This window comes from Enterobacter sp. CC120223-11, assembly GCF_900215375.1.
In the GTDB taxonomy this organism is placed as follows: Bacteria; Pseudomonadota; Gammaproteobacteria; order Enterobacterales; family Enterobacteriaceae; genus Scandinavium.
In genome coordinates this window covers 29,980-52,212 of sequence record NZ_OBEF01000009.1, presented here as the reverse complement: position 1 = coordinate 52,212, position 22,233 = coordinate 29,980, and the positions used below count along the sequence as shown (strand labels likewise).

Annotated in this window: 19 protein-coding genes and 1 pseudogene; 16 read left to right on the top strand and 4 right to left on the bottom strand. The window is 51.3% G+C overall.

All coding sequences use genetic code 11. The features are described 5' to 3' along the window. Positions 1 to 67: 67 nt before the first annotated feature. The 9 genes and pseudogenes from CRO87_RS12220 to nikR all read left to right on the top strand — a co-directional run bounded on the left by CRO87_RS12220 (position 68) and on the right by nikR (position 9,778). Positions 68 to 1,903, top strand: a complete 1,836-nt coding sequence (locus CRO87_RS12220) for a cation-translocating P-type ATPase (protein WP_097163328.1) — start codon at positions 68 to 70, stop codon at positions 1,901 to 1,903. Between the two features lie 269 nt (positions 1,904 to 2,172). Continuing rightward, positions 2,173 to 3,145 (top strand): annotated as a pseudogene (locus CRO87_RS12215) (DUF1852 domain-containing protein). A gap of 32 nt (positions 3,146 to 3,177) precedes the next feature. Next, complete coding sequence (locus tag CRO87_RS12210) at positions 3,178 to 4,209, top strand: methionine synthase (protein WP_097163216.1); 1,032 nt, start codon at positions 3,178 to 3,180, stop codon at positions 4,207 to 4,209. Between the two features lie 248 nt (positions 4,210 to 4,457). After that, positions 4,458 to 6,029: a nickel ABC transporter substrate-binding protein gene (nikA, locus tag CRO87_RS12205; RefSeq protein WP_097163215.1), complete on the top strand. Its 1,572-nt coding sequence runs from the start codon at positions 4,458 to 4,460 to the stop codon at positions 6,027 to 6,029. Then, complete coding sequence (gene nikB / locus CRO87_RS12200; protein ID WP_097163214.1) at positions 6,029 to 6,973, top strand: nickel ABC transporter permease subunit NikB; 945 nt, start codon at positions 6,029 to 6,031, stop codon at positions 6,971 to 6,973. Before nikA ends, nikB begins: the two co-directional genes overlap by 1 nt. Beyond that, positions 6,970 to 7,803 carry a nickel ABC transporter permease subunit NikC gene (gene nikC / locus CRO87_RS12195; protein ID WP_097163213.1) on the top strand — a complete coding sequence of 278 codons (834 nt, stop codon included), beginning with the start codon at positions 6,970 to 6,972 and terminating at the stop codon, positions 7,801 to 7,803. Before nikB ends, nikC begins: the two co-directional genes overlap by 4 nt. After that, the gene (gene nikD / locus CRO87_RS12190) at positions 7,803 to 8,567 is read left to right on the top strand and encodes a nickel import ATP-binding protein NikD (protein ID WP_097163212.1); all 765 of its coding nucleotides are present in this window, start codon (positions 7,803 to 7,805) and stop codon (positions 8,565 to 8,567) included. The genes nikC and nikD overlap by 1 nt, the downstream gene beginning before the upstream one ends. Further along, positions 8,564 to 9,364 carry a nickel import ATP-binding protein NikE gene (gene nikE, locus CRO87_RS12185; protein WP_141398697.1) on the top strand — a complete coding sequence of 267 codons (801 nt, stop codon included), beginning with the start codon at positions 8,564 to 8,566 and terminating at the stop codon, positions 9,362 to 9,364. The genes nikD and nikE overlap by 4 nt, the downstream gene beginning before the upstream one ends. Before the next feature lie 12 nt (positions 9,365 to 9,376). Beyond that, positions 9,377 to 9,778 carry a nickel-responsive transcriptional regulator NikR gene (nikR, locus tag CRO87_RS22570; RefSeq protein WP_141398696.1) on the top strand — a complete coding sequence of 134 codons (402 nt, stop codon included), beginning with the start codon at positions 9,377 to 9,379 and terminating at the stop codon, positions 9,776 to 9,778. A gap of 99 nt (positions 9,779 to 9,877) precedes the next feature. On the opposite strand, the gene CRO87_RS12180 is transcribed toward nikR, so the two are convergent. The 3 genes from CRO87_RS12180 to CRO87_RS12170 are packed head-to-tail and all read right to left on the bottom strand — an operon-like array spanning position 9,878 to position 11,572. Then, on the bottom strand, positions 9,878 to 10,069 hold the full coding sequence (locus CRO87_RS12180) for a YpfN family protein (RefSeq protein WP_097163211.1): 192 nt from the start codon (positions 10,067 to 10,069) through the stop codon (positions 9,878 to 9,880). Positions 10,070 to 10,096: 27 nt separating this feature from the next. Continuing rightward, a complete protein-coding gene (gene dapE / locus CRO87_RS12175) occupies positions 10,097 to 11,224 on the bottom strand; it encodes a succinyl-diaminopimelate desuccinylase (protein ID WP_097163210.1) in 1,128 nt (375 codons plus the stop codon). 3 nt (positions 11,225 to 11,227) lie between these two features. Next, on the bottom strand, positions 11,228 to 11,572 hold the full coding sequence (locus CRO87_RS12170) for an ArsC family reductase (protein ID WP_097163327.1): 345 nt from the start codon (positions 11,570 to 11,572) through the stop codon (positions 11,228 to 11,230). Positions 11,573 to 11,914: 342 nt separating this feature from the next. Here CRO87_RS12170 and CRO87_RS12165 point away from each other — a divergent pair, with 342 nt between their 5' ends. From CRO87_RS12165 to ypfM, 7 genes are all read left to right on the top strand, one after another. Continuing rightward, complete coding sequence (locus CRO87_RS12165) at positions 11,915 to 12,259, top strand: hypothetical protein (protein WP_097163209.1); 345 nt, start codon at positions 11,915 to 11,917, stop codon at positions 12,257 to 12,259. A 230-nt stretch (positions 12,260 to 12,489) separates the two neighbouring features. Continuing rightward, complete coding sequence (locus tag CRO87_RS22955; RefSeq protein ID WP_097163208.1) at positions 12,490 to 13,134, top strand: type II CAAX endopeptidase family protein; 645 nt, start codon at positions 12,490 to 12,492, stop codon at positions 13,132 to 13,134. Positions 13,135 to 13,618: 484 nt separating this feature from the next. Continuing rightward, positions 13,619 to 13,981 carry a hypothetical protein gene (locus CRO87_RS22565; protein WP_141398695.1) on the top strand — a complete coding sequence of 121 codons (363 nt, stop codon included), beginning with the start codon at positions 13,619 to 13,621 and terminating at the stop codon, positions 13,979 to 13,981. A 342-nt stretch (positions 13,982 to 14,323) separates the two neighbouring features. Next, positions 14,324 to 14,974 carry a CPBP family intramembrane glutamic endopeptidase gene (locus tag CRO87_RS12150; RefSeq protein ID WP_097163206.1) on the top strand — a complete coding sequence of 217 codons (651 nt, stop codon included), beginning with the start codon at positions 14,324 to 14,326 and terminating at the stop codon, positions 14,972 to 14,974. A gap of 2 nt (positions 14,975 to 14,976) precedes the next feature. Then, the gene (locus CRO87_RS12145; RefSeq protein ID WP_097163205.1) at positions 14,977 to 16,182 is read left to right on the top strand and encodes an HlyD family secretion protein; all 1,206 of its coding nucleotides are present in this window, start codon (positions 14,977 to 14,979) and stop codon (positions 16,180 to 16,182) included. After that, the gene (locus CRO87_RS12140) at positions 16,183 to 18,333 is read left to right on the top strand and encodes a peptidase domain-containing ABC transporter (RefSeq protein WP_097163204.1); all 2,151 of its coding nucleotides are present in this window, start codon (positions 16,183 to 16,185) and stop codon (positions 18,331 to 18,333) included. Between the two features lie 542 nt (positions 18,334 to 18,875). Continuing rightward, complete coding sequence (gene ypfM / locus CRO87_RS22335; RefSeq protein WP_100181659.1) at positions 18,876 to 18,935, top strand: protein YpfM; 60 nt, start codon at positions 18,876 to 18,878, stop codon at positions 18,933 to 18,935. 99 nt (positions 18,936 to 19,034) lie between these two features. Here the strand turns inward: ypfM and acrD are convergent, their stop codons facing one another. After that, positions 19,035 to 22,148 carry a multidrug efflux RND transporter permease AcrD gene (gene acrD, locus CRO87_RS12135; RefSeq protein ID WP_097163203.1) on the bottom strand — a complete coding sequence of 1,038 codons (3,114 nt, stop codon included), beginning with the start codon at positions 22,146 to 22,148 and terminating at the stop codon, positions 19,035 to 19,037. Positions 22,149 to 22,233: the final 85 nt, after the last annotated feature.

Genomic DNA, 22,233 nt, shown 5'->3' with positions numbered 1-22,233 from the left:
GTGTAGTCACGGGCATATTCATCCTAACTTCAGCCAGGCTCTGCTGACGCCGGAAGAGCAGCGTAAAATGACCGTGCAGCTGACCCTGGCCATGACCACCATCGGCCTGATAATCCTGAGTCTGGTGTGGCGTTCCATCGCGCCACAGCAAGCGGCTATCAGCGATTTGCTGGCGGGCGTGGCCTGGCTTATTGTCGCCATTCCGGTGTTTCGGGCAGGATTCCACAGTCTTCGCCATCCGGACCTGCACGGCGTCACCGATTTATTAATCGTGCTGGCGATGCTCGGCGCCTGGGCGCTTGGCGACCTGATCACTGCCGCATTGCTGCCGGTATTGATGATTTTCGGTCATATCCTCGAAGAGCGTAGCGTGATGGGGACGCGTCAGGCGATTGCGGGCCTGACGAAGCTGACCCGCAGTAAAACGCGGCGGGTGCGCGAGGATGGCTCGTTCGAAACGGTCGATAGCGATAAGGTCCGCAAAGGCGACGTTGTGGAAATCCGCGCTGGCGATAACGTGCCTGCGGACGGCAAAATCCTCAGCGGCTTTGCCAGCCTGGATGTGGCCTCCATCACCGGGGAGTCAGTACCGCAGGAAGCCGGGCCAGGAGCGCTGATTTTTGGTGGCTCCATCAACCTCAACGGACTGCTGCGGATGGAGGTGATGCACACCGGCGAACAGTCGACGCTCGGGAAAGTCATCGCCCTGATGAAGGATGCCGAGCAGGCAAAACCGCCGATCACCCGTCTTCTGGAGCGCTACGCCTCGCACTATCTGGTACTGGTATTGCTCATCGCGGCCAGCACGTGGTTTTTAACCTATGACAGTCAGGCGATGCTGGCGGTACTGGTTGCCGCTTGTCCGTGTGCGCTGGTGCTTTCTGCACCGGCAACGGCAATGGCAGGGATAGCGGTCGCGGCACGTCACGGTATCCTGATCCGCAACGCGGCGTTTCTGGAAGAGCTGGCAGATGTTGATGCCCTGATCGTCGATAAAACCGGCACCCTGACTCAGGGGCGTCTGAAGCTGGTGGATTCGGTTCTGGCGCAGGACTGCGACTATGACCAGGTGCTACGTCTGGCGGCGACGCTGGGAGCGACCAGCAGCCATCCGGTCAGCCACGCGCTGGCTGAATATATCAGCGTTGATAAGCGCTTGCCGGTGCTGGACGTGCAGGAGAAGCAGGGCTTAGGCATCGTGGCGCAGACGGAGCAGGGGACAGCGCTGCTTGGACGTGCCGATCTGTTTGCCGAACACGGCGTCAGCATGTTGCCGCAGCCCGATCATCAGGGGCCGATTGTCGGGGTTGCCCATCAGGGGCAGTTCCTGGGCTGGTTGCTGCTGGCCGATACCCTTCGCCCGGAAGCGCCGGAAGCGCTGCAGGAATTAAAGCAAATGGGCATTGATAAGCAGCTCCTGCTCACCGGCGATCGGCTTGCGGCGGCGCAAAGTGTGGCAGATAAGTTGGGTATTCAGGACGTTGTCGCCCAGGCGCTACCCGCAACTAAATTGCAGGAAGTGCAGAAGGCCGTTAACGAGGGCTGGCGTCCTCTGGTGGTCGGCGATGGCATCAATGATGCGCTGGCGTTGAAGGCCGGGGCAGTCGGGATGGCGATGGGTGCAAACGGCGCGGATATTGCGCTGGTGTCAGCGGACGTCGTGCTGACAGGCAGTGACCTGCGCCGTATCGCCTCGGCAATCCGCCTGAGTCGTAAATGCCGACAAACGCTGATGGTGAACGTGTTTATCGGCCTCGGCTGGACCATCATGATTGTTGCCGCTGCGGCACTCGGCTGGCTTGGCGGCGCGGGTGCGCTGGTGGCGGCATTGCTGCATAACCTGAGTACGCTGATGGTTCTCGGCAACACCGGCCGACTGCTGCAGTTCGACGAGACTCATTAATCTATCCCCCCGGTGCGCAATGTGCCGGGGTAACCGCGCTTGACTCTCCGTACTTCATCATCGGCAAGGTATCTTCGCCACTGTCATCATTAGATGAGGATTTCTCATGTTGTGATGAAATTTAGTCGCTTCCGTTGGACCCCTGGCTCTGGCATAAATTATCAAGAGTTAACGTTTTCACAACATCATGACTGCTAAATGAAAACAAGTCTCTCTCGATACTTTAGCCAATAAACTCAGCTGTCATGGATGGGTGCAGGAACAACGCGATGAATACTGATTTGACTTTCTCTTTGAAATATACGCCTTTCGACGAAAACTATAACCCCTCTGAAAATACACGTATTACCACTAACTTTGCTAATTTAGCCAGGGGGAAAGAGCGTAGGGAAAATTTACACAACACGCTGGTGATGATTAACAACCGTTTTAATAGTCTGGTTCACTGGGATAACCTCACCAGCGATCGCTATTCCGTTGAACTGGAAATTGTCTCTGTTGAAATGCGTGTGGAAAGTAATGAAGAGACTTTCCCGGTGATTGAAATTCTGAAAACGGTCATTGTCGACAATAAAACTAATGAGCGTATCGACGGTATTGTCGGTAATAATTTTTCCTCTTACGTCAGGGATTACGATTTCAGCGTGCTGTTGCCAGCCAGTAATGCAGGTGGTTCGGCGTTCCGTATCCCCGAAGGATTTGGCGATTTACACGGTAATATTTTTAAAGCATTTATTGGATCTGCCGAATACAGGCAGCACTTTAATAAGTCACCGGTGATCTGCTTAAGTGTATCCAGCAAAGAAACCTATACCCGAACAGGAAATCAGCACCCGGTACTGGGATTCGAGTACCAGCAGTCCGGCACCTCGCTGACGGAATATTACTTCAATAAAATGGGATTGCAGGTGCGCTATTTTATGCCGCAAAACAGCGTCGCGCCTCTGGCTTTCTATTATTCCGGGGATTTGCTGAGCGATTATTCAGATCTGGAACTCATCAGCACCATCAGCACAATGGAAACATTCCAGAAAATTTATCGGCCTGAGATATACAATGCTAACTCTGTCGCCGGGCGTCAGTACCGGCCGGACCTGAATCATCATGACCATTCGGTGACAAAAATTGTTTACGATCGGGAAGAGCGTAGTCATTTGGCGATTGAACAGGGAAAATTCACTGAACAGCATTTCATCAAACCCTATAAAAATTATTCTTGAACAATGGTCCACGAATGCATAACGCATTTAATCCGATCTAAAAGGTCCGCGAGCATGAAAAAATTATTACCTACCTCCACCGCCGGGAGTTTACCGAAGCCATCCTGGCTGGCGCAGCCAGAAACGCTGTGGTCGCCATGGAAGCTGCAAGACGAAGGGCTGCTTGAGGGAAAATACGATGCGCTTCGTTTATCACTGGACGATCAGTTACGCGCCGGGATTGATATTGTCAGCGATGGCGAACAAACCCGTCAGCACTTCGTCACGACATTTATTGAGCATCTCAACGGTGTTGATTTTGAGAATCGTAAGGTCGTTAAAATTCGTAATCGTTACGATGCGAGCGTCCCGACTGTGGTGGGTGAGGTCAGCCGACAGAAACCCGTTTTTGTTGAAGATGCCGCTTATTTACGTCAATTAACCAAACAGCCGATTAAATGGGCGTTGCCAGGTCCAATGACCATGATCGATACCCTTTATGACAATCACTATAAGAGCCGGGAAAAACTGGCGTGGGAATTTGCAAAAATTCTTAACCAGGAAGCCAGGGAATTAGAAGCGGCAGGTGTCGATATCATCCAGTTCGATGAGCCAGCCTTTAATGTGTTTTTTGATGAGGTCAATGACTGGGGTATCACCGCGTTAGAAAGAGCGACCGAAGGGCTGAAGTGCGAAACGGCCGTACATATTTGCTATGGATATGGTATTAAGGCCAATACCGACTGGAAAAAGACGCTCGGTTCCGAGTGGCGCCAATATGAAGAAGCGTTTCCAAAGCTGCAAAAATCCAGCATCGATATTATTTCCCTGGAGTGTCATAACTCGCTTGTGCCGATGGATCTGCTTGAATTGATACGCGGGAAGAAGGTCATGGTGGGGGCCATTGATGTGGCAACAAACACCATTGAGACAGCGGAAGAAGTAGCGAATACCCTGCGAAAAGCGCTTCAGTTTGTCGATGCAGATAAGCTCTATCCTTGTACCAACTGTGGTATGGCTCCCTTGTCCCGCCAGGTCGCCACCGGCAAGCTTCGCGCATTGAACGCGGGGGCTGAGATCATCCGCAGGGAAATAGAGGGGCTATAATCCCGCAGGCCAGGCTAACTTAGTGAGTACTGGCCATATTAAGTTGAAAATAATTATCATTTTTTTTAGGAGGCGGTGCCGGTAGAAGAGGGAGTTGCAGTTGCTAAGCGAGGGAAAACATATGATTTTCGTATATCACCTTCGTTTCAACGCCATTCGATTGATCCTGAATAAGTCATAAGTATGATGATTAACTAGAATCGTCATACTCATTAAGTTGTATCAGGGTTACCTTCAGGATCACTACCTTGTCCAGACTACGCCACACACTCTTTGCGTTGTTGGCCAGCGCGTCCTTCTTCGCATCCGCCAGCGCACCTGTCACGATAACCACCGCATGGCCGGTAAACGTCGGGCCACTTAACCCGCATCTTTACACCCCAAATCAGATGTTCGCCCAGAGCATGGTCTACGAGCCGCTGGTGAAGTATCAGGCAGATGGGTCGGTAAAGCCGTGGCTGGCAAAAAGCTGGAGCCATTCGGCGGATGGCAAAACCTGGACCTTTATCCTGCGCGATGATGTGACGTTTTCCAATGGTGAACCCTTTGACGCGCATGCCGCAGCTGAGAATTTCCGCGTTGTGCTGGATAATCGCCCGCGTCACGCCTGGCTGGAACTGGCTAATCAGATAGTTAGCGTCAAGGCGCTCGACAAGAATCAACTGCAAATCACGCTAAAAAGCGTCTATTACCCGTTTCTGCAGGAGCTGTCCCTGCCGCGTCCATTCCGCTTTATTGCGCCGTCGCAGTTTAAAAACAACGAAACAATGAACGGAATTAAAGCGCCGATTGGTACCGGTCCGTGGAAACTTAAAGAGTCGAAGCTCAATCAGTACGATGTGCTGGTGCGAAACGATCGTTACTGGGGTGAAAAACCGGATATTCAAACGATTACGGTGAAAGTGATTTCAGACCCGACGACGCGCGCCGTGGCGTTTGAAACAGGCGACATCGACCTGCTGTATGGTAATGAAGGGCTGCTGCCACTCGATACCTTTGCCCGCTTCAGCCAGAACCCGGCATACCGTACCCAGCTTTCGCAGCCCACAGAGACGGTGATGCTGGCCCTCAATTCAGCCAAAGCGCCCACAAATGAGCTGGCTGTCCGTGAAGCGCTGAACTTTGCGGTTAACAAAAAATCGTTAATTGATAACACCCTGTATGGTACGCAACAGGTTGCCGATACGTTGTTCGCCCCTGGCGTTCCTTACGCCAATATTGGTCTGAAACCGCGACAGTATTCACCACTGCAGGCGAAGGCATTACTGGAGAAGGCCGGCTGGACGCTGGCTGACGGCAACCCCATCCGTGAGAAAAACGGCCAGCCGCTGCGGATTGAACTGGCCTTTATTGGTACCGATGCACTGAGCAAGTCGATGGCGGAAATCATCCAGGCGGAAATGCGTCAGATTGGCGTGGATGTGGCGTTAGTGGGTGAGGAGGAGAGCAGCATCTACGCCCGCCAGCGTGATGGTCGCTTCGGCATGATTTTCAATCGAACCTGGGGGGCGCCTTACGATCCGCACGCCTTTATGAGTTCAATGCGCGTCCCGTCCCATGCCGACTACCAGGCGCAGCAGGGCCTGGAAGACAAGCCTCTGATTGACAAAGAGATTGGTGAAGTACTTGAAACCACTGACGAAACAAAGCGTCAGGCTTTGTACCGCGATATTCTGACGCGACTGCACAACGATGCGGTTTACCTGCCCATCAGCTACGTCTCAATGATGGTCGTTGCCAGACCGGAGCTTGGCGTCATCCCTTACGCGCCTATTGCTTCCGATATTCCCTTTGAACAGATTAAACCGGTGAAGCCCTGATGCTGCGTTACGCGTTGCAGCGCATGGTGCTGCTGATCCCCATGATTTTCGCCGCCTCGGTCATTATCTTCCTGATGCTCCGTCTGGGGACCGGCGACCCGGCACTCGACTATTTGCGGCTGTCGAGTCTGCCACCCACGCCTGAGATGCTGGCCTCTACACGCATTATGCTGGGGCTGGATCAGCCGCTTGTCGTGCAGTACGGCACCTGGCTTTGGAAGGCGCTGCATCTGGACTTCGGTATCTCTTTTGCCTCTCAGCGACCGGTGCTGGATGACATGCTGCACTTCCTGCCCGCGACGCTACAGCTGGCAGGCGCTGCGCTGGTGCTTATCCTGCTTACCTCTGTCCCGCTCGGCATCTGGGCGGCGCGTCACCGCGATCGTCTGCCTGATTTCGCCGTACGCGTTATCGCCTTTTTGGGCGTGTCGATGCCTAATTTTTGGCTCGCTTTCCTGTTAGTCATGTTTTTCTCGGTTTACCTGCAATGGCTACCGGCGATGGGCTACGGCGGCTGGCAGCACATCATTTTGCCCGCGGTGTCGATAGCGTTTATGTCACTGGCGATTAACGCCCGTCTCCTGCGCGCCAGCATGCTGGAAGTCACCGGGCAGCGCCATGTGACATGGGCGCGACTGCGCGGGCTGAGCGAGAAGCAAACCGAACGCCGGCATATTTTTTATAACGCTTCGCTGCCGATGATCGCCGCCGTGGGCATGCATATCGGTGAATTAATTGGTGGCACTATGATTATCGAGAACATCTTTGCCTGGCCCGGCGTCGGGCGCTATGCCGTCTCTGCGATTTTTAACCGCGACTACCCGGTGATTCAGTGCTTTACGCTGATGATGGTGATTGTTTTTGTGGTCTGCAACCTGATAGTCGATCTGGTGAGTGCGGCGCTGGATCCGCGCATTCGTCACCATGAAGGAGCGCATTCGTGAATTTTTTCTGCGCTTCACACTGGCCGGTGCGCTTTGCGATGGTCATCATTGCGCTGCTGGCGGTGATTGCCCTTACCTGTCAGTGGTGGCTTCCTTACGATCCTCAGGCCATTGATTTGCCGTCGCGTCTGCTTTCGCCTGACAGCCAGCACTGGCTGGGCACCGACCACCTGGGGCGCGATATTTTTTCACGCTTGCTGGCGGCAACCCGTGTCTCACTCGGGTCTGTCATGCTTTGCCTGCTGCTGGTCCTGACGCTGGGACTCCTTGTTGGCGGCAGCGCAGGACTTATCGGCGGTCGGGTTGATCAGGCCACCATGCGCGTCGCAGATATGTTTATGACCTTCCCGACCTCGATCCTTTCATTCTTTATGGTTGGCGTGCTGGGAACCGGGCTCACCAACGTGATTATCGCCATCGCCCTGTCGCACTGGGCGTGGTATGCGCGAATGGTGAGAAGTCTGGTGATCTCCCTGCGACAGCGCGAGTTCATCCTTGCCTCCAGGCTTTCCGGGGCAGGTCATGTCCGGGTGTTTATCGATCATCTGGCCGGGGCGGTTATGCCGTCGCTGCTGGTGCTGGCGACGCTGGATATCGGCCACATGATGCTGCACGTGGCCGGAATGTCATTTCTTGGTCTGGGCGTCAGCGCCCCAACCGCGGAATGGGGCGTCATGATTAACGATGCGCGCCAGTACATCTGGACTCAGCCGCTGCAGATGTTCTGGCCGGGGCTGGCGCTGTTTATCACGGTAATGGCCTTTAACATGGTGGGGGATGCGCTGCGCGATCGCCTGGATCCTCACCTGGTCACGGAGCATGCCCACTGATGCTGAAACAGATTGAACTGCAAAACATCACCCTGCAGGCAGGATGCCCGCTGGTGGAAGGCGTCTCTTTGTCGCTTAAACGGGGACGCGTACTGGCACTGGTCGGCGGTAGCGGCAGCGGTAAATCGCTGACCTGCGCGGCGGCCCTTGGCGTTCTGCCAGCGGGTGTAAGACAAACGGCGGGGACAATTCTCGCCGATGGCAGGCCAATACTCCCTCGCGAGCTTCGCGGTAGAAAGGTCGCCACCATTATGCAGAATCCACGTAGCGCCTTTAACCCGTTGCGTACCATGGCAACCCATGCGCGAGAAACCTGCCGGGCGTTGGGCAAACCCGCAGACGACGCGACGCTTATCGCGGCCCTGGACGCCGTCGGACTGGAACATCCGCAGCGCATCCTGAAGCTTTACCCGTTTGAGATGAGCGGAGGCATGCTGCAACGCATGATGATTGCCATGGCATTTTTGTCAGATGCGCCGTTTATCATCGCCGATGAACCCACCACCGATCTGGACGTCGTGGCTCAGGCGCGCATTCTTGACCTGCTGGAAAACATTATGCAAAAGCATGGCCCGGGAATGCTGCTGGTGACGCACGACATGGGCGTGGTCGCGAGGTTGGCGGACGATGTCGCGGTAATGGATCACGGCCGCATTGTGGAGCAGGGCGATGCCGGAACGCTGTTCAAATCACCACAGCATGCGGTCACCCGAGGTCTGGTTGCGGCGCATCTCGCCCTGTACGGTATGGAGCTTGCCTCATGACATTACTCAGCGTATCCGCCCTGACACATAAGTATGCGCACGCAGGATTTCGCGGCAATCATCAGCCCCAGACTGTGCTGAAAGCGGTCTCTTTTGCGCTGAACAGCGGCGAAACGGTAGCCTTGTTGGGGCGTAGCGGCTGCGGAAAAAGTACGCTGGCGCGCCTGCTCATCGGCCTGGAGTCGCCAACGGAAGGAAGCGTCTGCTGGCAGGGCGAGCCACTTTCACGTCTCAATCGCGCAAGGCAAAAGGCATTTCGCCGCGATATTCAGATGGTTTTTCAGGATTCCATCAGTGCGGTCAATCCACGTAAAACCGTGAGTGATATTTTGCGTGAACCCATGCGACATCTGCTGTCGTTAAGCAAATCAGAGCAAATGGCGAGGGCCACAGAAATGCTCCGCGCGGTCGATCTCGATGAGACCGTGCTCGATAAGCGTCCGCCGCAGCTGAGCGGGGGGCAACTCCAGCGAGTCTGTCTGGCCCGAGCGCTGGTTGTGGAGCCGAAACTGCTGATCCTGGATGAGGCGGTGTCGAATCTCGATCTGGTATTACAGGCAGGCGTGATCCGTCTGCTAAAAAAACTGCAGCAGCAGTCTGGTGCAGCTTTCCTGTTTATTACTCATGACCTGCGCCTGGTTCAGCGTTTTTGCCATCGGGTGATGGTCATGGAAGAGGGGCAAATCGTGGAGATGCAAACCGTGGGAGACGCTTTACACTTTTCCTCTGATGCGGGCCGCGTGTTACAAAATGCCGTACTGCCTGCTTTCCCTGCGCCCCGTCGCGCCATAGCCTAAGGTTTAAATCAGATGCAACGTGTAACCATCACCCTCGATGACGATTTACTGGAAACGCTCGACAGCCTCAGTCAGCGTCGTGGCTACAATAACCGGTCTGAAGCGATTCGCGACATTCTTCGCGGCGCGCTGGCGCAGGAAAAAACGCAGGAGCACGGCGTCCAGGGATTTGCGGTGCTGTCGTATGTCTACGAGCATGAGAAGCGCGATCTGGCCAGCCGACTGGTCTCTGCCCAGCATCATCATCACGATTTATCCGTCGCCACGCTGCACGTGCACATTAATCATGACGACTGCCTTGAAATTGCGGTACTCAAAGGTGATATGGGCGATGTTCAACACTTTGCCGATGATGTTATTTCTCAGCGCGGCGTCCGCCATGGCCTGTTGCAGTGTTTGCCTGTTATAAAGTGATAATCAGCCGGGTGTTTCAATCGCCCTGCTAAGCACCGCCCAAAAGACACAAATCAAAGCCAAAAAAAAGCGCCCGCAGGCGCTTTTCATCATAACCGATCAAGGCTTTTTCTTCGGCCAGTCGTCCTCATCGTCCCACTTGTCGTTGAAATCACGATGCGGAGGAAGGTCCGGTTTGTTGGCCATAAATTTCTTCGGATCGACGCGATTGAGATCTTTGATAACGTTGATCATCACGCCCACCAGAAACACCAGCACCAGGATCCACCAATATTTTGCCAGCCAGTCCATGCCTGTTACCTCTCAAAGTCATGCCGCTTACGCGACCAGTTGTTCCATAATCCGCTGATACATTCGGGCCAGAAGCTGCAGGTCGGCGGCGTTCACGCACTCGTTAATTTTATGAATGGTGGCGTTCACCGGCCCAAGCTCCACCACCTGCGCCCCCATTTGCGCGATAAAACGCCCGTCGGAGGTGCCGCCCGTGGTCAGCAGCTGTGGTTTAATTTCATTATAGTGCTCAATGGCATTCACCACCGCATCCACCAGCTTGCCGCGGGAGGTCAGGAACGGCTGGCCGGATACCCACCAGTCGACACTGTAGCGCAGCTCGTGCTTATCGAGCAGGGCGAGCACCTTCTGCTTAATCATCTCGTCGGTCAGTTCGGTGCTGAAGCGGAAGTTGAACTGCACGAACAGATCGCCCGGAATGACGTTGTTGCTGCCGGTGCCCGCTTTGATGTTGGCAATCTGCATGCTGGTCTGCGGGAAAAACTCGTTGCCTTTATCCCACTCCGTTGCCACCAGCTCGGTGAGCATCGGGGCCGCACGGTGAACCGGGTTATCGGCCAGATGCGGATAAGCCACGTGGCCCTGCACGCCGTGGATGGTGAGATTACAGGTCATGGAGCCGCGGCGGCCATTTTTCACCACGTCACCCACCACTTCGGTGCTTGACGGTTCGCCGACCAGGCAGTAATCCAGACACTCGTTGCGCGCCATCAGCGCTTCCACCACCTTCACGGTGCCGTGGGTGGCGCTGGCTTCTTCGTCTGAGGTGATAAGGAACGCCAGACGGCCTTTATGGTTCGGATGCTGCGCCACAAAGCGCTCTGCCGCGACGACCATAGCTGCCAGCGAGCCTTTCATGTCTGCCGCGCCGCGTCCGAACAGCATGCCGTCGCGAATGGTGGGTTCAAACGGCGGGTTGATCCAGCGGTCGGCATCGCCCGTTGGCACCACGTCGGTATGTCCTGCGAAGGCGAGCGTTTCCCCTTTGCCACGCCAGGCCCAGAAATTTTGGGTATCGCCAAAGTCCATGGCTTCCACGGTAAAACCAATTGCGCGCAGGCGCTCAATCATCAGCGCCTGGCAGCCCGCGTCGTCGGGGCTAAGGGAAGGGCGGCGAATAAGCTGCTGAGCCAGCTCAATGACCGGGCATGACATACACTACACCTCGTTAAACGTCTGGTAACTGGAATCACTAAAGCCCAGCAGCATAGGCTGACCGGGCGCGCAGAGCAATGGGCGTTTGATGATTGCCGGCATTTCCAGCATCAGCGCGGCAGCGGCATCGGCGTGAGTAATCGTCGAACGGAGGGATTCATCCAGTTTGCGCCAGGTGGTGCCGCGAGTATTCAGCAGTGCTTCCCAGCCCAGTTCGGCAATAAAGGTGTCTAATAATGCACGATCGAGGCCGTCAGCGCGGTAGTCGTGAAAGCGGTACTCCACCTGATGTTCGTCCAGCCAGCGGCGGGCCTTTTTAATGGTGTCGCAGTTTTTAATGCCGTACATGATAAGTGTCGGTTCAGAATGGTCCGTCATGGCGTTTTACCTGTGGGTTTTTATAGGGTTGTAGAATACAGGCGATTACGACCATGAAACATCAGAAATTATGATTTTTAGTCAATGTGTTACCTGGGTGTCATCCGAGTCAAGATGCGCAGTATAAGCCTGTTTCTAAAACGGCATTAGTACAAATGTCGAGCGTTATGATCAGAAGGCGCGCTATTTTATAGAGATAAATATTTATATAAGAACATGTCGTCTTTCAACTTTTTACTATTCCAATTTTTTTTGTGTGTGTAATAGTCAAGTTTCACCAAGTGCAAAAAACAACCAAAAAGAGGGATTTTTATGCCTAATATCAAAGATCTAAATTTTGATGAGATAGCTTTGGTTAGCGGTGGAGAAGGTCATGGAACGGAAGTCAATCGTGAGCGGCAAGAAGCTAGAAATTCTGTGGTAAGAAATGCACCAACATATATTTATAGTGACCCAAACACTGTTAAATGCGCCAATAATGTACTCGGCGGTTTAGTCAGTGGTATTCCCAAAGGGCCTGGTGGCATGATTTCAGGGGTAGTTGGAGGTGCAATTAAAGGTGATTGCCTTGGGTCATCAAACAGCAAAAGTAATGGATGTAATTCAGGTAGTAGCAAGTGTTCAGGAAGTAACGCGGCTTCTACTTGTAATAGATAATTAAAATCCATGGGGGAAACAATGAATTTAGTTAAATTAACATCTGCTATATTAGGTATGCTAATAGGCTTTTCACTGTTAAGTGGTTCCTCCATTATTGACTCTCCAGAATTTTATTTTTTTTCAAAAATATTTTCTGATTTCATCATTATAATCTTTGCGCTGCATACATCTGCTGCATCTTTTAATAAAATCATAACATTAGTAAAGAATTACTTGATTTAAAGGTGATGTATCAAATGAAAGGAAATACTCAGATGGCCATGGTCCTTTTGGTAGCATTTTTTTCCTCCGTGCTAATTACGTTTTTACCTTTGATAACATTAAGGTACTATAGCAAGGATGTATCATTTCTTATGATGCTTACCACCGAATTTATATTGTCACTATTAGTGTATTTTTCTTTTTTAAGAAAGACTATGGACAATAGTCTAATGCCGAAATTTTCAAAAAAATATGCGACAATTTTTATTTATTGCTTTGCAATACTCGCTGCATTGCAAATAATAGCCTTTATTCTTGTCTTGAAAAGGGGGGAAGCAATACAAGCGCACTTCTCACTTATTCTTACCATAATAATGACCGTTATAGTACCATTGCATGAAGAGATATTTTACAGGGGATGCCTTTTCACTGGATTATGCTTGTTTTTTAAAGGTAAACATATTATTGCTTCCGCATGTGTGTCTTCCTTGATATTTTGCGCGATGCACTTTCAGTATAGTGATCCCTTCGATTTTATAGTGTTATTAATCGCATCAACTTTATTAATTATCATAAAGCTTAAGACAAGTGGTCTATTCTACCCTGTAATATTACATTCAAGCATGAATATGGTTTTCTTATCAGTAAACCTTCAAAATATTTATAGATAAATGAGCTTGTTTAGAAAGGAAGCTATAGAGCATAAAAATGATGGCGCACATGGCGATATCATTATTCCTGCATCATTTGGTATGACATTCAGCTCGATAGCTACAATCGCTCTACTCATTCTTATAGCTTTATTCCTGTACATTGGTGAATACACCCGCAAGGCTCAACTTTCCGGAATTGTTATGCCCTCAGGGGACATAATCAGTGTGTCGGAAGATCTCTAAAAGTGAATGGTCCGATTAAGCGGGATACTTACAGTGTTACCTGAGTGTCATCCGATTCACGATGTGCAGTATAAGCCTGCTTCTAAAACGGCATTAGTACAAATGTCGAGCGTTACGATCAGAAGGCTCGCTATTTTTTAGAGATAAATATTTATATAAGAACATGTCGTCTTTCAAATTTTTACTATTCCAATTATTTTTGTGTGTGTAATAGTCAAGTTGCACCAAGTGCAAAAAACAACCAAAAAGAGGGATTTTTATGCCTAATATCAAAGATCTAAATTTTGATGAGATAGCTTTGGTAAGTGGTGGGAATGGAGCTGACTCGGCAGATCGTGACCGGGCTCTGAGAGCCGCACGCAATGCACGCAATGCTAGTACTTCCTATGGTGGGCAGGCTAATGGTTTTCAATCTAATTATGCCGCTGGAGCTGCCGGTGCCAATATGTACAACGATTTGAGCAGTAACTGCGGGCTAGCTATGATGGGGGGTATTGCTGGGTTAGTAGGTGCTGTTGCATCTAGAAGCATTACAGGTGCTGTATCATCTATTACCGGTATGATTGCAGGTTGTAAGCCTGATTCTAATGCTGCGTCAAAAAATGGTGCTCCATTCCGTTGATTTATGGCAGGGCTACAGATTATGAACTTCAGTAAATATCTTAGTATTATATTAGCCTCGATTTTAGCGATATTTATTACTTACTATTCAGTAGTTCTACTTGATTGCAATGAGCCATCAACCGGTGTTAAGAAAGTTGCTTATGTCTTTACAGTTTTTAGTATTATTTATACTAGTGGGAAATTAGCTCCATTAGTAGTGAGGAAGCTAATTTCAACTTCTGAAAAGTTGGTTGGGTTTATAGTCAAGGGTTAAGTAGTCCAATGTTATGCCCCCTCACTTTCATAAAATGGAGAGGGGGTATTTATTCATAATCACGGATATCTAGAAGAAAATAAATAAATGGAAAAATCAGAGCCTGAAAATGTTTATCAGTACAGTGGTTTTAGTAAAAACACATTAATACTTTTAATTATCTTTTTCCTGTCTGTTGGTATTACCGGTTTGCCGTTATTGCTTTACCCCAAATTCATGGGGGTTGATTATGCATTTAGCGTAATGTTCATAGCTGAATTTATACTTGGTGGGATAACTTATTATATTTATTTCAAGAGATCTGATTCTTTCCCTGGAATTAATAAAGGGATGTTGGTTAAGTCGATACTTATAATTCTGAGTATTCAGTTGTTAATGTACTTTTCTGGTCCACACAATATAGGATCAATGAAATTTACTCTTGCAAATACATTGCCACTCGCCATGCTAGTAGTTCTCATTCCGTTTTATGAGGAGGTTTTTTATAGAGGATGCCTTTTAGAGGTTTTGTTTTCAATTTTCAAAGGTCAACGATATTTTCCTTATGTTATTAATTCTGCGGTATTTTGCTTGATGCATACGCAATACCATCGAGTGAGTGAATATTTTGTTTTGTTTGTGGTTTCACTTATATTTACGCATGTTAGAGTGAAAAGTAATAGTATAATTCACTCAGTGATCGCTCACTCCAGCATGAATGCTTTCGTTGTTATTATAAATATGCAGGTTTTTTTCTAACTATGTCTTTATTTAGAAAAGAGTCAATTGAGCATGGAAATGATGAAATACATGGTGATATAATTATTCCTGCTTCATTCGGTATGATATTTAACGCAATAGCTACAATTGGCTTGCTTGTTCTGTTATTTTCATTTCTCTACTTTGGAGAATATACTCGAAAAGCCCATCTATCAGGTCTGGTCATGCCATCATCCGGGCTGATAAAAGTCACACCCCAGTATTCTGGGTTTGTCACGCGTATGGAGGTGACTGAAGGGGAGCATGTCAGCGCCGGAAAGCCTTTATATTATATCAGCGGTGAACGATACAATGCCCAAGGCACGGGTACGTTGGCTGCGATGAATATCTCCCTACAAACACAGTATTCCATGCTTTCTTCTCAGCAGGAGTTGGAGTTGCGCGACAATCTGCAACAACAACAAGCTGCCAGGCAGAGGATATCGTCTTTACAGCCACAGTTGTCCACTTCGGTAATGAGCCGTTACAGGAAACTGGTATCTTCACATTACGTATCCGATATTGAGTACCAGCAAAAGCAAATTGAAGTTTCCGCAGCAAAAGAAAATGTTGAGGATCAACGCCAGGTTCTTCTGCAACTTCACACCGCTCTGGATACAGCAGAAGATGATCTCAGGCATCTTGTCACCCTTGGTGAGAGCAGGAAGTCAGAGCTGGACAGGCAGCTTCAGGCCTTAAAACAACAGCAGGTTGAACTTGCAGGACAAGAAAGCTTTACGCTGACCTCCCCGGTGTCCGGCACTGTTGCTGCTGTTCTTGTGAGGCAGGGGCAGTCTGTAAAAGTTTCTGAACCTGTCATGACTCTCGTTCCGGATAATGCCCGGTTACAAGTAGAGCTCTACGCCACCAGCCAGAATGCGGGATTTATACAGCCAGGTCAGCGGGTTGCATTGCGATTTGCTGCATTTCCCTATCAAAAATTTGGCACTCAGCACGGCACTATTCGCGAGATAAGCCGCACTACGTTGACGCCTTCAGACATACTTTCCGTTTCACCTGTCACCTGGAAAGAAAATGAAGGGCATTATCGGGTGATCGTTGAACCAGAACATGCCTTCATCCTTGCTTACGGCAAAAAAGAACCATTACGTCCCGGTATGACTCTGGAAGGTGATGTCAGCCTAGATACCCGCCATTTGTGGGAATGGCTGACAGAACCGCTCTGGAGCCTTAAAGGAAAATTATAAATGGATGTATTGAATTGGACGGGTAGAAAGCATCTGCCCATTATCCGACAGACAGAATCGGCTGAATGCGGGCTGGCCTGTCTGGCAATGGTTGCCAGTTGGCATGGGTTCAAAACAGATTTGCCTGCATTACGCGAGCGCTTCAGTATCAGCACTCAGGGTATGACATTACAACGGTTGATCGAATGCGCTTCCAGTATTCGTCTTTCTCCTCGCGCTGTCCGCCTGGAGCCGGAGGATCTGAAATCCCTCAACCTCCCCTGTATTTTGCACTGGAATATGAATCACTTTGTCGTGCTTCACAAAGTACGCAGAAACAGGCTGGTCGTGCATGATCCGGATCGGGGATGCGTTGTTATTTCTCTCAAAGAGGCGGGTAAGCATTTTACTGGCGTAGCGCTGGAATTAGCTCCTACAGCAGATTTTATCGCCCGTGACGATCGTAAGAAAATACGTTTACGCCAGCTAACAGGTAAAACGCCGGGACTATTTTCTGCGATGGTGAGAATTATCATTTTTGCTCTCGCACTGGAAATTCTCGCATTGGGTAGTCCTCTGCTTAACCAGATGGTTATCGATGAAGTGCTGGTTGCGGCGGACCATAGTTTGCTTACCGTTATCATTATCGCCTCGCTGTTACTGTCCTTTACGCAGTTGCTTTTATCACTGGCTCGTCAGTGGGCCAGTATCACGTTGTCCGTTAACTTCAACATGCAGTGGACTGCGAAAGTTTTTCACCATCTGATCAGACTTCCTCTCACCTGGTATGATGCCCGCAGTAAAGGCAGTATTAACGCCCGTTTTGGCGCGATAGATACCATCCAGACAGCACTAACGACACAGATTCTTGAAGGGATCCTGGATGTGCTGCTGGTATTCACATCGTTGGGTATGATGCTGCTCTACAGTCCTGAAATGACGCTAATAGCGCTAGCAGCGGCAGTGATTTACGGCGTACTGAGAGCACTTTGGTATCCTGCTCTCCGACAGGCCGCAGAAGACGCCTGGGATGCAGAAGCCCGAGAATCAGGACATTTTCTGGAAACGCTGAATGGTATTCTGAGCCTGAGAATAAACGGGGTGGCGGCGCATCGTGAAGCCGCTTGGCTTAATCTCAATGTCACTCGACGAAATACTCAACTGCATCAGAGCAGGCTGAGTATGTACTATGACGTGGCTCATACTCTGGTCGGGAGCCTGGTTTCGGCGCTGGTATTATGGAAAGGGGCAGGTGAAGTGCTGAACGGAACATTTACCGTCGGGATGTTAGTTGCCTATCTCTCCTACCAAGGGCGTTTTACCTCGAGCATCAGCAGTCTGACCGATAAGTTTTTTTCCTGGCGCATGCTGGACGTTTACAACGAACGACTGGCGGATATTGTTACTGCTCCCGCTGAAGGTCAACAGCAACAGCAAAAAGAAGGGCTGACAGTCGAACATATACCGGATGGCGTTTCCATGCTGCCAGGCTTTGTTCCACAAAAAACCAGCGTTCCTTTGTCCATTGAGAACATAGCTTTCAGCCACAAAGGAAATCTTGCCCGGGTCATTAAAGACGTCTCCTTAACGTTGAATCCAGGTGAAATCGTTGCCATTACAGGAAAATCCGGCTGTGGCAAATCAACACTGGTTAAACTCATTTTGGGTATTCACATACCGGCAGAGGGGGTGATCAGTAGCTTTGGTATCCCTCATACCCATCCTGATTATTTTCAGGTTCGTCAGCGAATTGGAACCGTGCTTCAGGATGACCACTTATTCAGGGGCTCGATAGCGGACAACATCATTTTCTTCAATGAGACTCGGGACCAGGAGAGAATGATGCAATGTGCGACCCTGGCACTCATTGATGCAGATATAATGGCAATGCCGATGGGCTATCAAACACTTGTTGGTGAAACGGGTGGGGGTCTGTCCGGAGGGCAGAAGCAGAGGATCCTTCTGGCACGTGCTTTATACAAAAATCCAGGATTTTTATTGCTTGATGAAGCGACCAGTCACCTGGATGTGGAGAGTGAAATTATCATTAGCCAGACGCTGCGACAGACAGGTATCCCCATACTTCTTATCGCTCATCGCCCTGAAACGCTTGCTTCCGCCGATCGTGTACTCATACTGGAAAATGGCGAGCTACTTGAGAAAATGATCTAATTTTTCAATGGGATATTTTTTCACGCTAACAACATAACCCGGCTGCCCGTTCATTTGGTTTCAGAGCATCGGCCCTGGTCCCTGATAAGCAATCTAAAACGCCAGACTCACAGCCTGAACTTCTCTACAAATTTTATGGTTCTTTCAGCAAAAACAGCTCGCAGTTTTTAATGCCGTACATCGTGATCATGGTTAATCTTTTTGCGGTATTGCCGGTGTATTACTCAGAATTTTCGAATAATCAAAATGCCTGTTGGAATCATACGCGAAATAGCCGTCAGACCCTACGTAACCCTGAGTAAAATATCCATTCGCAGGTGGTGAATGAATTTTCATGCAGAGTGCATAATAGTGCGAAATCATGCAGAAGTCTTAATGTTTCGAAATATTGCAGTAAGTCACATTAAATTAATGGTTATCGGTCATAGTAGCTGTAAGCCCCGTGGTACGGTACTCAGGCCCATATCGCAGCGATGGGCCGAACCTTCTTCACACCGCCAGGCTAATTTTGTACACTACCCATAATAATAAGAGAGGTTGTTATGATCGAACATGAACTGGGGAACTGGAAAGATTTTATCGAAGGGATGCTTCGTAAATAATTCCAAAAAAGAGCAAATGCGCTAACTGTTTTTTAATAGTACCGGCCAGGAGCGACAAAAAAGGCGACCATCACAGTCGCCTTTTTTAATGCCTGCTTTTTATTCCGGCTTCGGCTTCAGTGGGAAGCGACGGCGCACCAGCACGAAGAACAGCGGCACGAAGAAAATGGCCAGCACGGTGGCGGAGATCATCCCGCCCATTACCCCGGTACCGACGGCATGCTGGCTGCCGGAGCCCGCGCCGGTGCTGGTCGCCATTGGCAGTACGCCGAAAATAAACGCCAGTGAGGTCATCAGGATCGGGCGCAGACGCTGGCGGCAGGCGTGCAGCGTCGCCTTCAGCAAATCTTCCCCTTTCTCATTCATCTCATTGGCAAATTCGACAATCAGAATGGCGTTCTTCGCCGAAAGCCCGATAACCGTCAGCAGGCCGACCTGGAAGTAAACGTCGTTTTCCAGCCCGCGCATCCAGGTGGCGAGCAGGGCGCCGATCACCCCGAGCGGCACCACCAGCATCACGGAGAACGGCACCGACCAGCTCTCATACAGCGCCGCCAGGCACAGGAAGACGACCAACAGCGAAATGGCATACAGGGCAGGGGCCTGCGCGCCGGAGAGGCGTTCCTGATAGGACATCGCCGTCCACTCGAGGCCAAAGCCTGTCGGCAGCTGGCTCACCAGTTTTTCCATCACCTCCATTGCGGTCCCGGTACTCACGCCCGGCGCGGCTTCGCCAACAATTTCCAGCGCGGAGTAGCCGTTATAGCGCTCCAGGCGCGGCGAACCGGTTTCCCATCGCGAGGTGGCGAAGGCGGAGAACGGCACCATCTGCCCGTTGCTGTTGCGTACGTACCAGTAATTGATATCGTCCGGCAGCATGCGGTACGGCGCGGCAGACTGCACGTAGACCTTCTTGGTACGCCCGCGATCCATAAAGTCGTTCACATAGTCTGAGCCCCAGGCGGTCTGCATGGTGTCGTTGATATCGTCAATGGAGACGCCGAGCGCCTGCGCTTTACGCTGATCGATATCGATTTGCAGCTGCGGGCTGTCGTCGAGGCCGTTGTGGCGCACTCGGGTGAGCTCTGGCTCGTTACTCGCCATATCGAGCAGCTTGTCACGGGCGGCCATCAGCGCCGTATGGCCGAGGCCGGCGTGATCCTGCAACTCCATGTCGAAGCCCGCAGAGCTGCCCAGACCGCTGATTGCGGGTGGGTTGTTGGCAAATACACGCGCTTCGTTGATCTGGTTAAAGGCTTTCGTGGCCCGTTCGATAATGGCAAAAGAGGTGCCGGTCTTCGCATCGCGGTCGTCCCAGTCCTTCAGACGGATAAACATACGCGCCACGTTCTGGCCGTTGCCGCCCGGGCCGGAGCCGATGGTGGCGAAGATAGAAGCGACGTTTGCCTGCTCGTTTTTGAAGAAATAGTCCTCCACCTTTTCCACCACTTTCAGCGTCTGCTGCTGCGTGGAGCCGCTCGGCAGCTGAATGGAGGTGAGGAACATACCGCGGTCCTCCTGCGGCAGGAAAGAGGTCGGCAGTTTGAGGAACAGGAACACCATTCCGCCGAGCAGCAGCAGGTAAATCAGCATCCAGCGCACGCTGCGGTGGAGGATCTTACCGACGCGGGTCTCATAGCGCTGGGCGTTGCGGTTGAACATGCGGTTGAACCAGCCGAAGAAGCCTTTCTGTCCGTGCTGTTCACCTTTGTGCAGTGGTTTAAGCATCGTGGCGCACAGGGCGGGCGTCAGGATCATCGCCACCAGTACCGACAGCACCATCGCCGAAACGATAGTCACCGAAAACTGACGGTAAATCGCCCCGGTAGTGCCGCCGAAGAAAGCCATCGGGATAAATACCGCCGACAGCACCATCGCGATGCCGACCAGCGCCCCCTGAATCTGACCCATGGATTTTCGCGTCGCTTCACGTGGCGAAAGCCCTTCCTCGCTCATGATGCGTTCGACGTTCTCCACCACCACGATGGCGTCATCCACCAGAAGGCCGATGGCCAGCACCATCGCGAACATCGTCAGGGTGTTTATCGAATAGCCGAAGGAAAAGAGGATCGCGAAGGTGCCCATCAGTACCACCGGCACAGCGATGGTCGGAATAAGCGTAGCGCGGAAGTTTTGCAGGAACAGGTACATCACGAGGAACACCAGCAGTATGGCTTCCAGCAGCGTTTTCACCACGTCGTGAATTGAGGCCTTAACGAACGAAGTGGTCTCGTAGGCAATTTTGTATTCCAGCCCGTGCGGGAAGTAGTGCGAGAGCTCGTCGAGACGCGCCAGCGTGGCTTCTGCCGTCTGCATTTCATTCGCGCCGGAGGCGAGCTGAACCCCAAGGCCGGAGGCTGGATTGCGGTTATAGCGGCTAAGGTAATCGTAGTTTTCCGCGCCGAGTTCGACGGTGGCGACATCGCCCAGCGTGACCACGGAACCGTCCTGATTCACGCGTAATGTGATATCACGGAACTGCTGCGGTGTTTGCAACAGCGATTGTGCATTTACCGTGGCGTTCAGCGCCTGTTTATTCACCTGCGGCGTGCCGCCAAGCTGGCCGACGGCGACCTGGGCGTTCTGCGAGCTGACGGCGTCGGTCACATCTTTAGTGGTCAGTTGATAGGCGTTGAGCTTAGCGGGATCGAGCCAGATACGCATCGAATACTGCGACCCGTAGGCGGTGATGTTACCCACGCCGTTGACGCGGCTCAGCGGCTCCTGCACGTTACTGGCTACATAGTCGGCGATATCCTGCTTATCCATGCTGCCGTCAGTCGAGACGAAGGCGATAGTCAGAATGTTGGTATCGCCGGTTTTACGCACCGTCACGCCCTGATCCTGCACGGCCTGCGGGAGCTTCTTCAGCGCCGACTGCAGCTGGTTTTGCACCTGCTGCATCGCTTCGTTCGGGTCGGTTCCCGCGGCAAAGGTTATGGTCACGGTGGCCTGCCCGGCAGAGCTGCTCTGGGAGGACATGTACATCATGTTATCGAGCCCGGTCATGTTCTGCTCGATAACCTGGGTGACGGTGTTTTCCAGCGTTTGTGCGGAAGCGCCAGGATAGTTCGCGATGATGCGCACATTGGGTGGCGCAAGATCGGGGTATTGCTCAACGGGAAGCGACAGAATGGCCAGCGTACCGGTCAGACACAGCAGAATGGCCAGCACCCAGGCAAAAATGGGGCGATCGATAAAGAAATTCGCCATCGGAATCAGGACCTCATTACGCGTATTTTTTGTTATGACAGGCTCTGAATACTGTAGCGGCAAGGCCTGAGCGAAACGTGGAGGA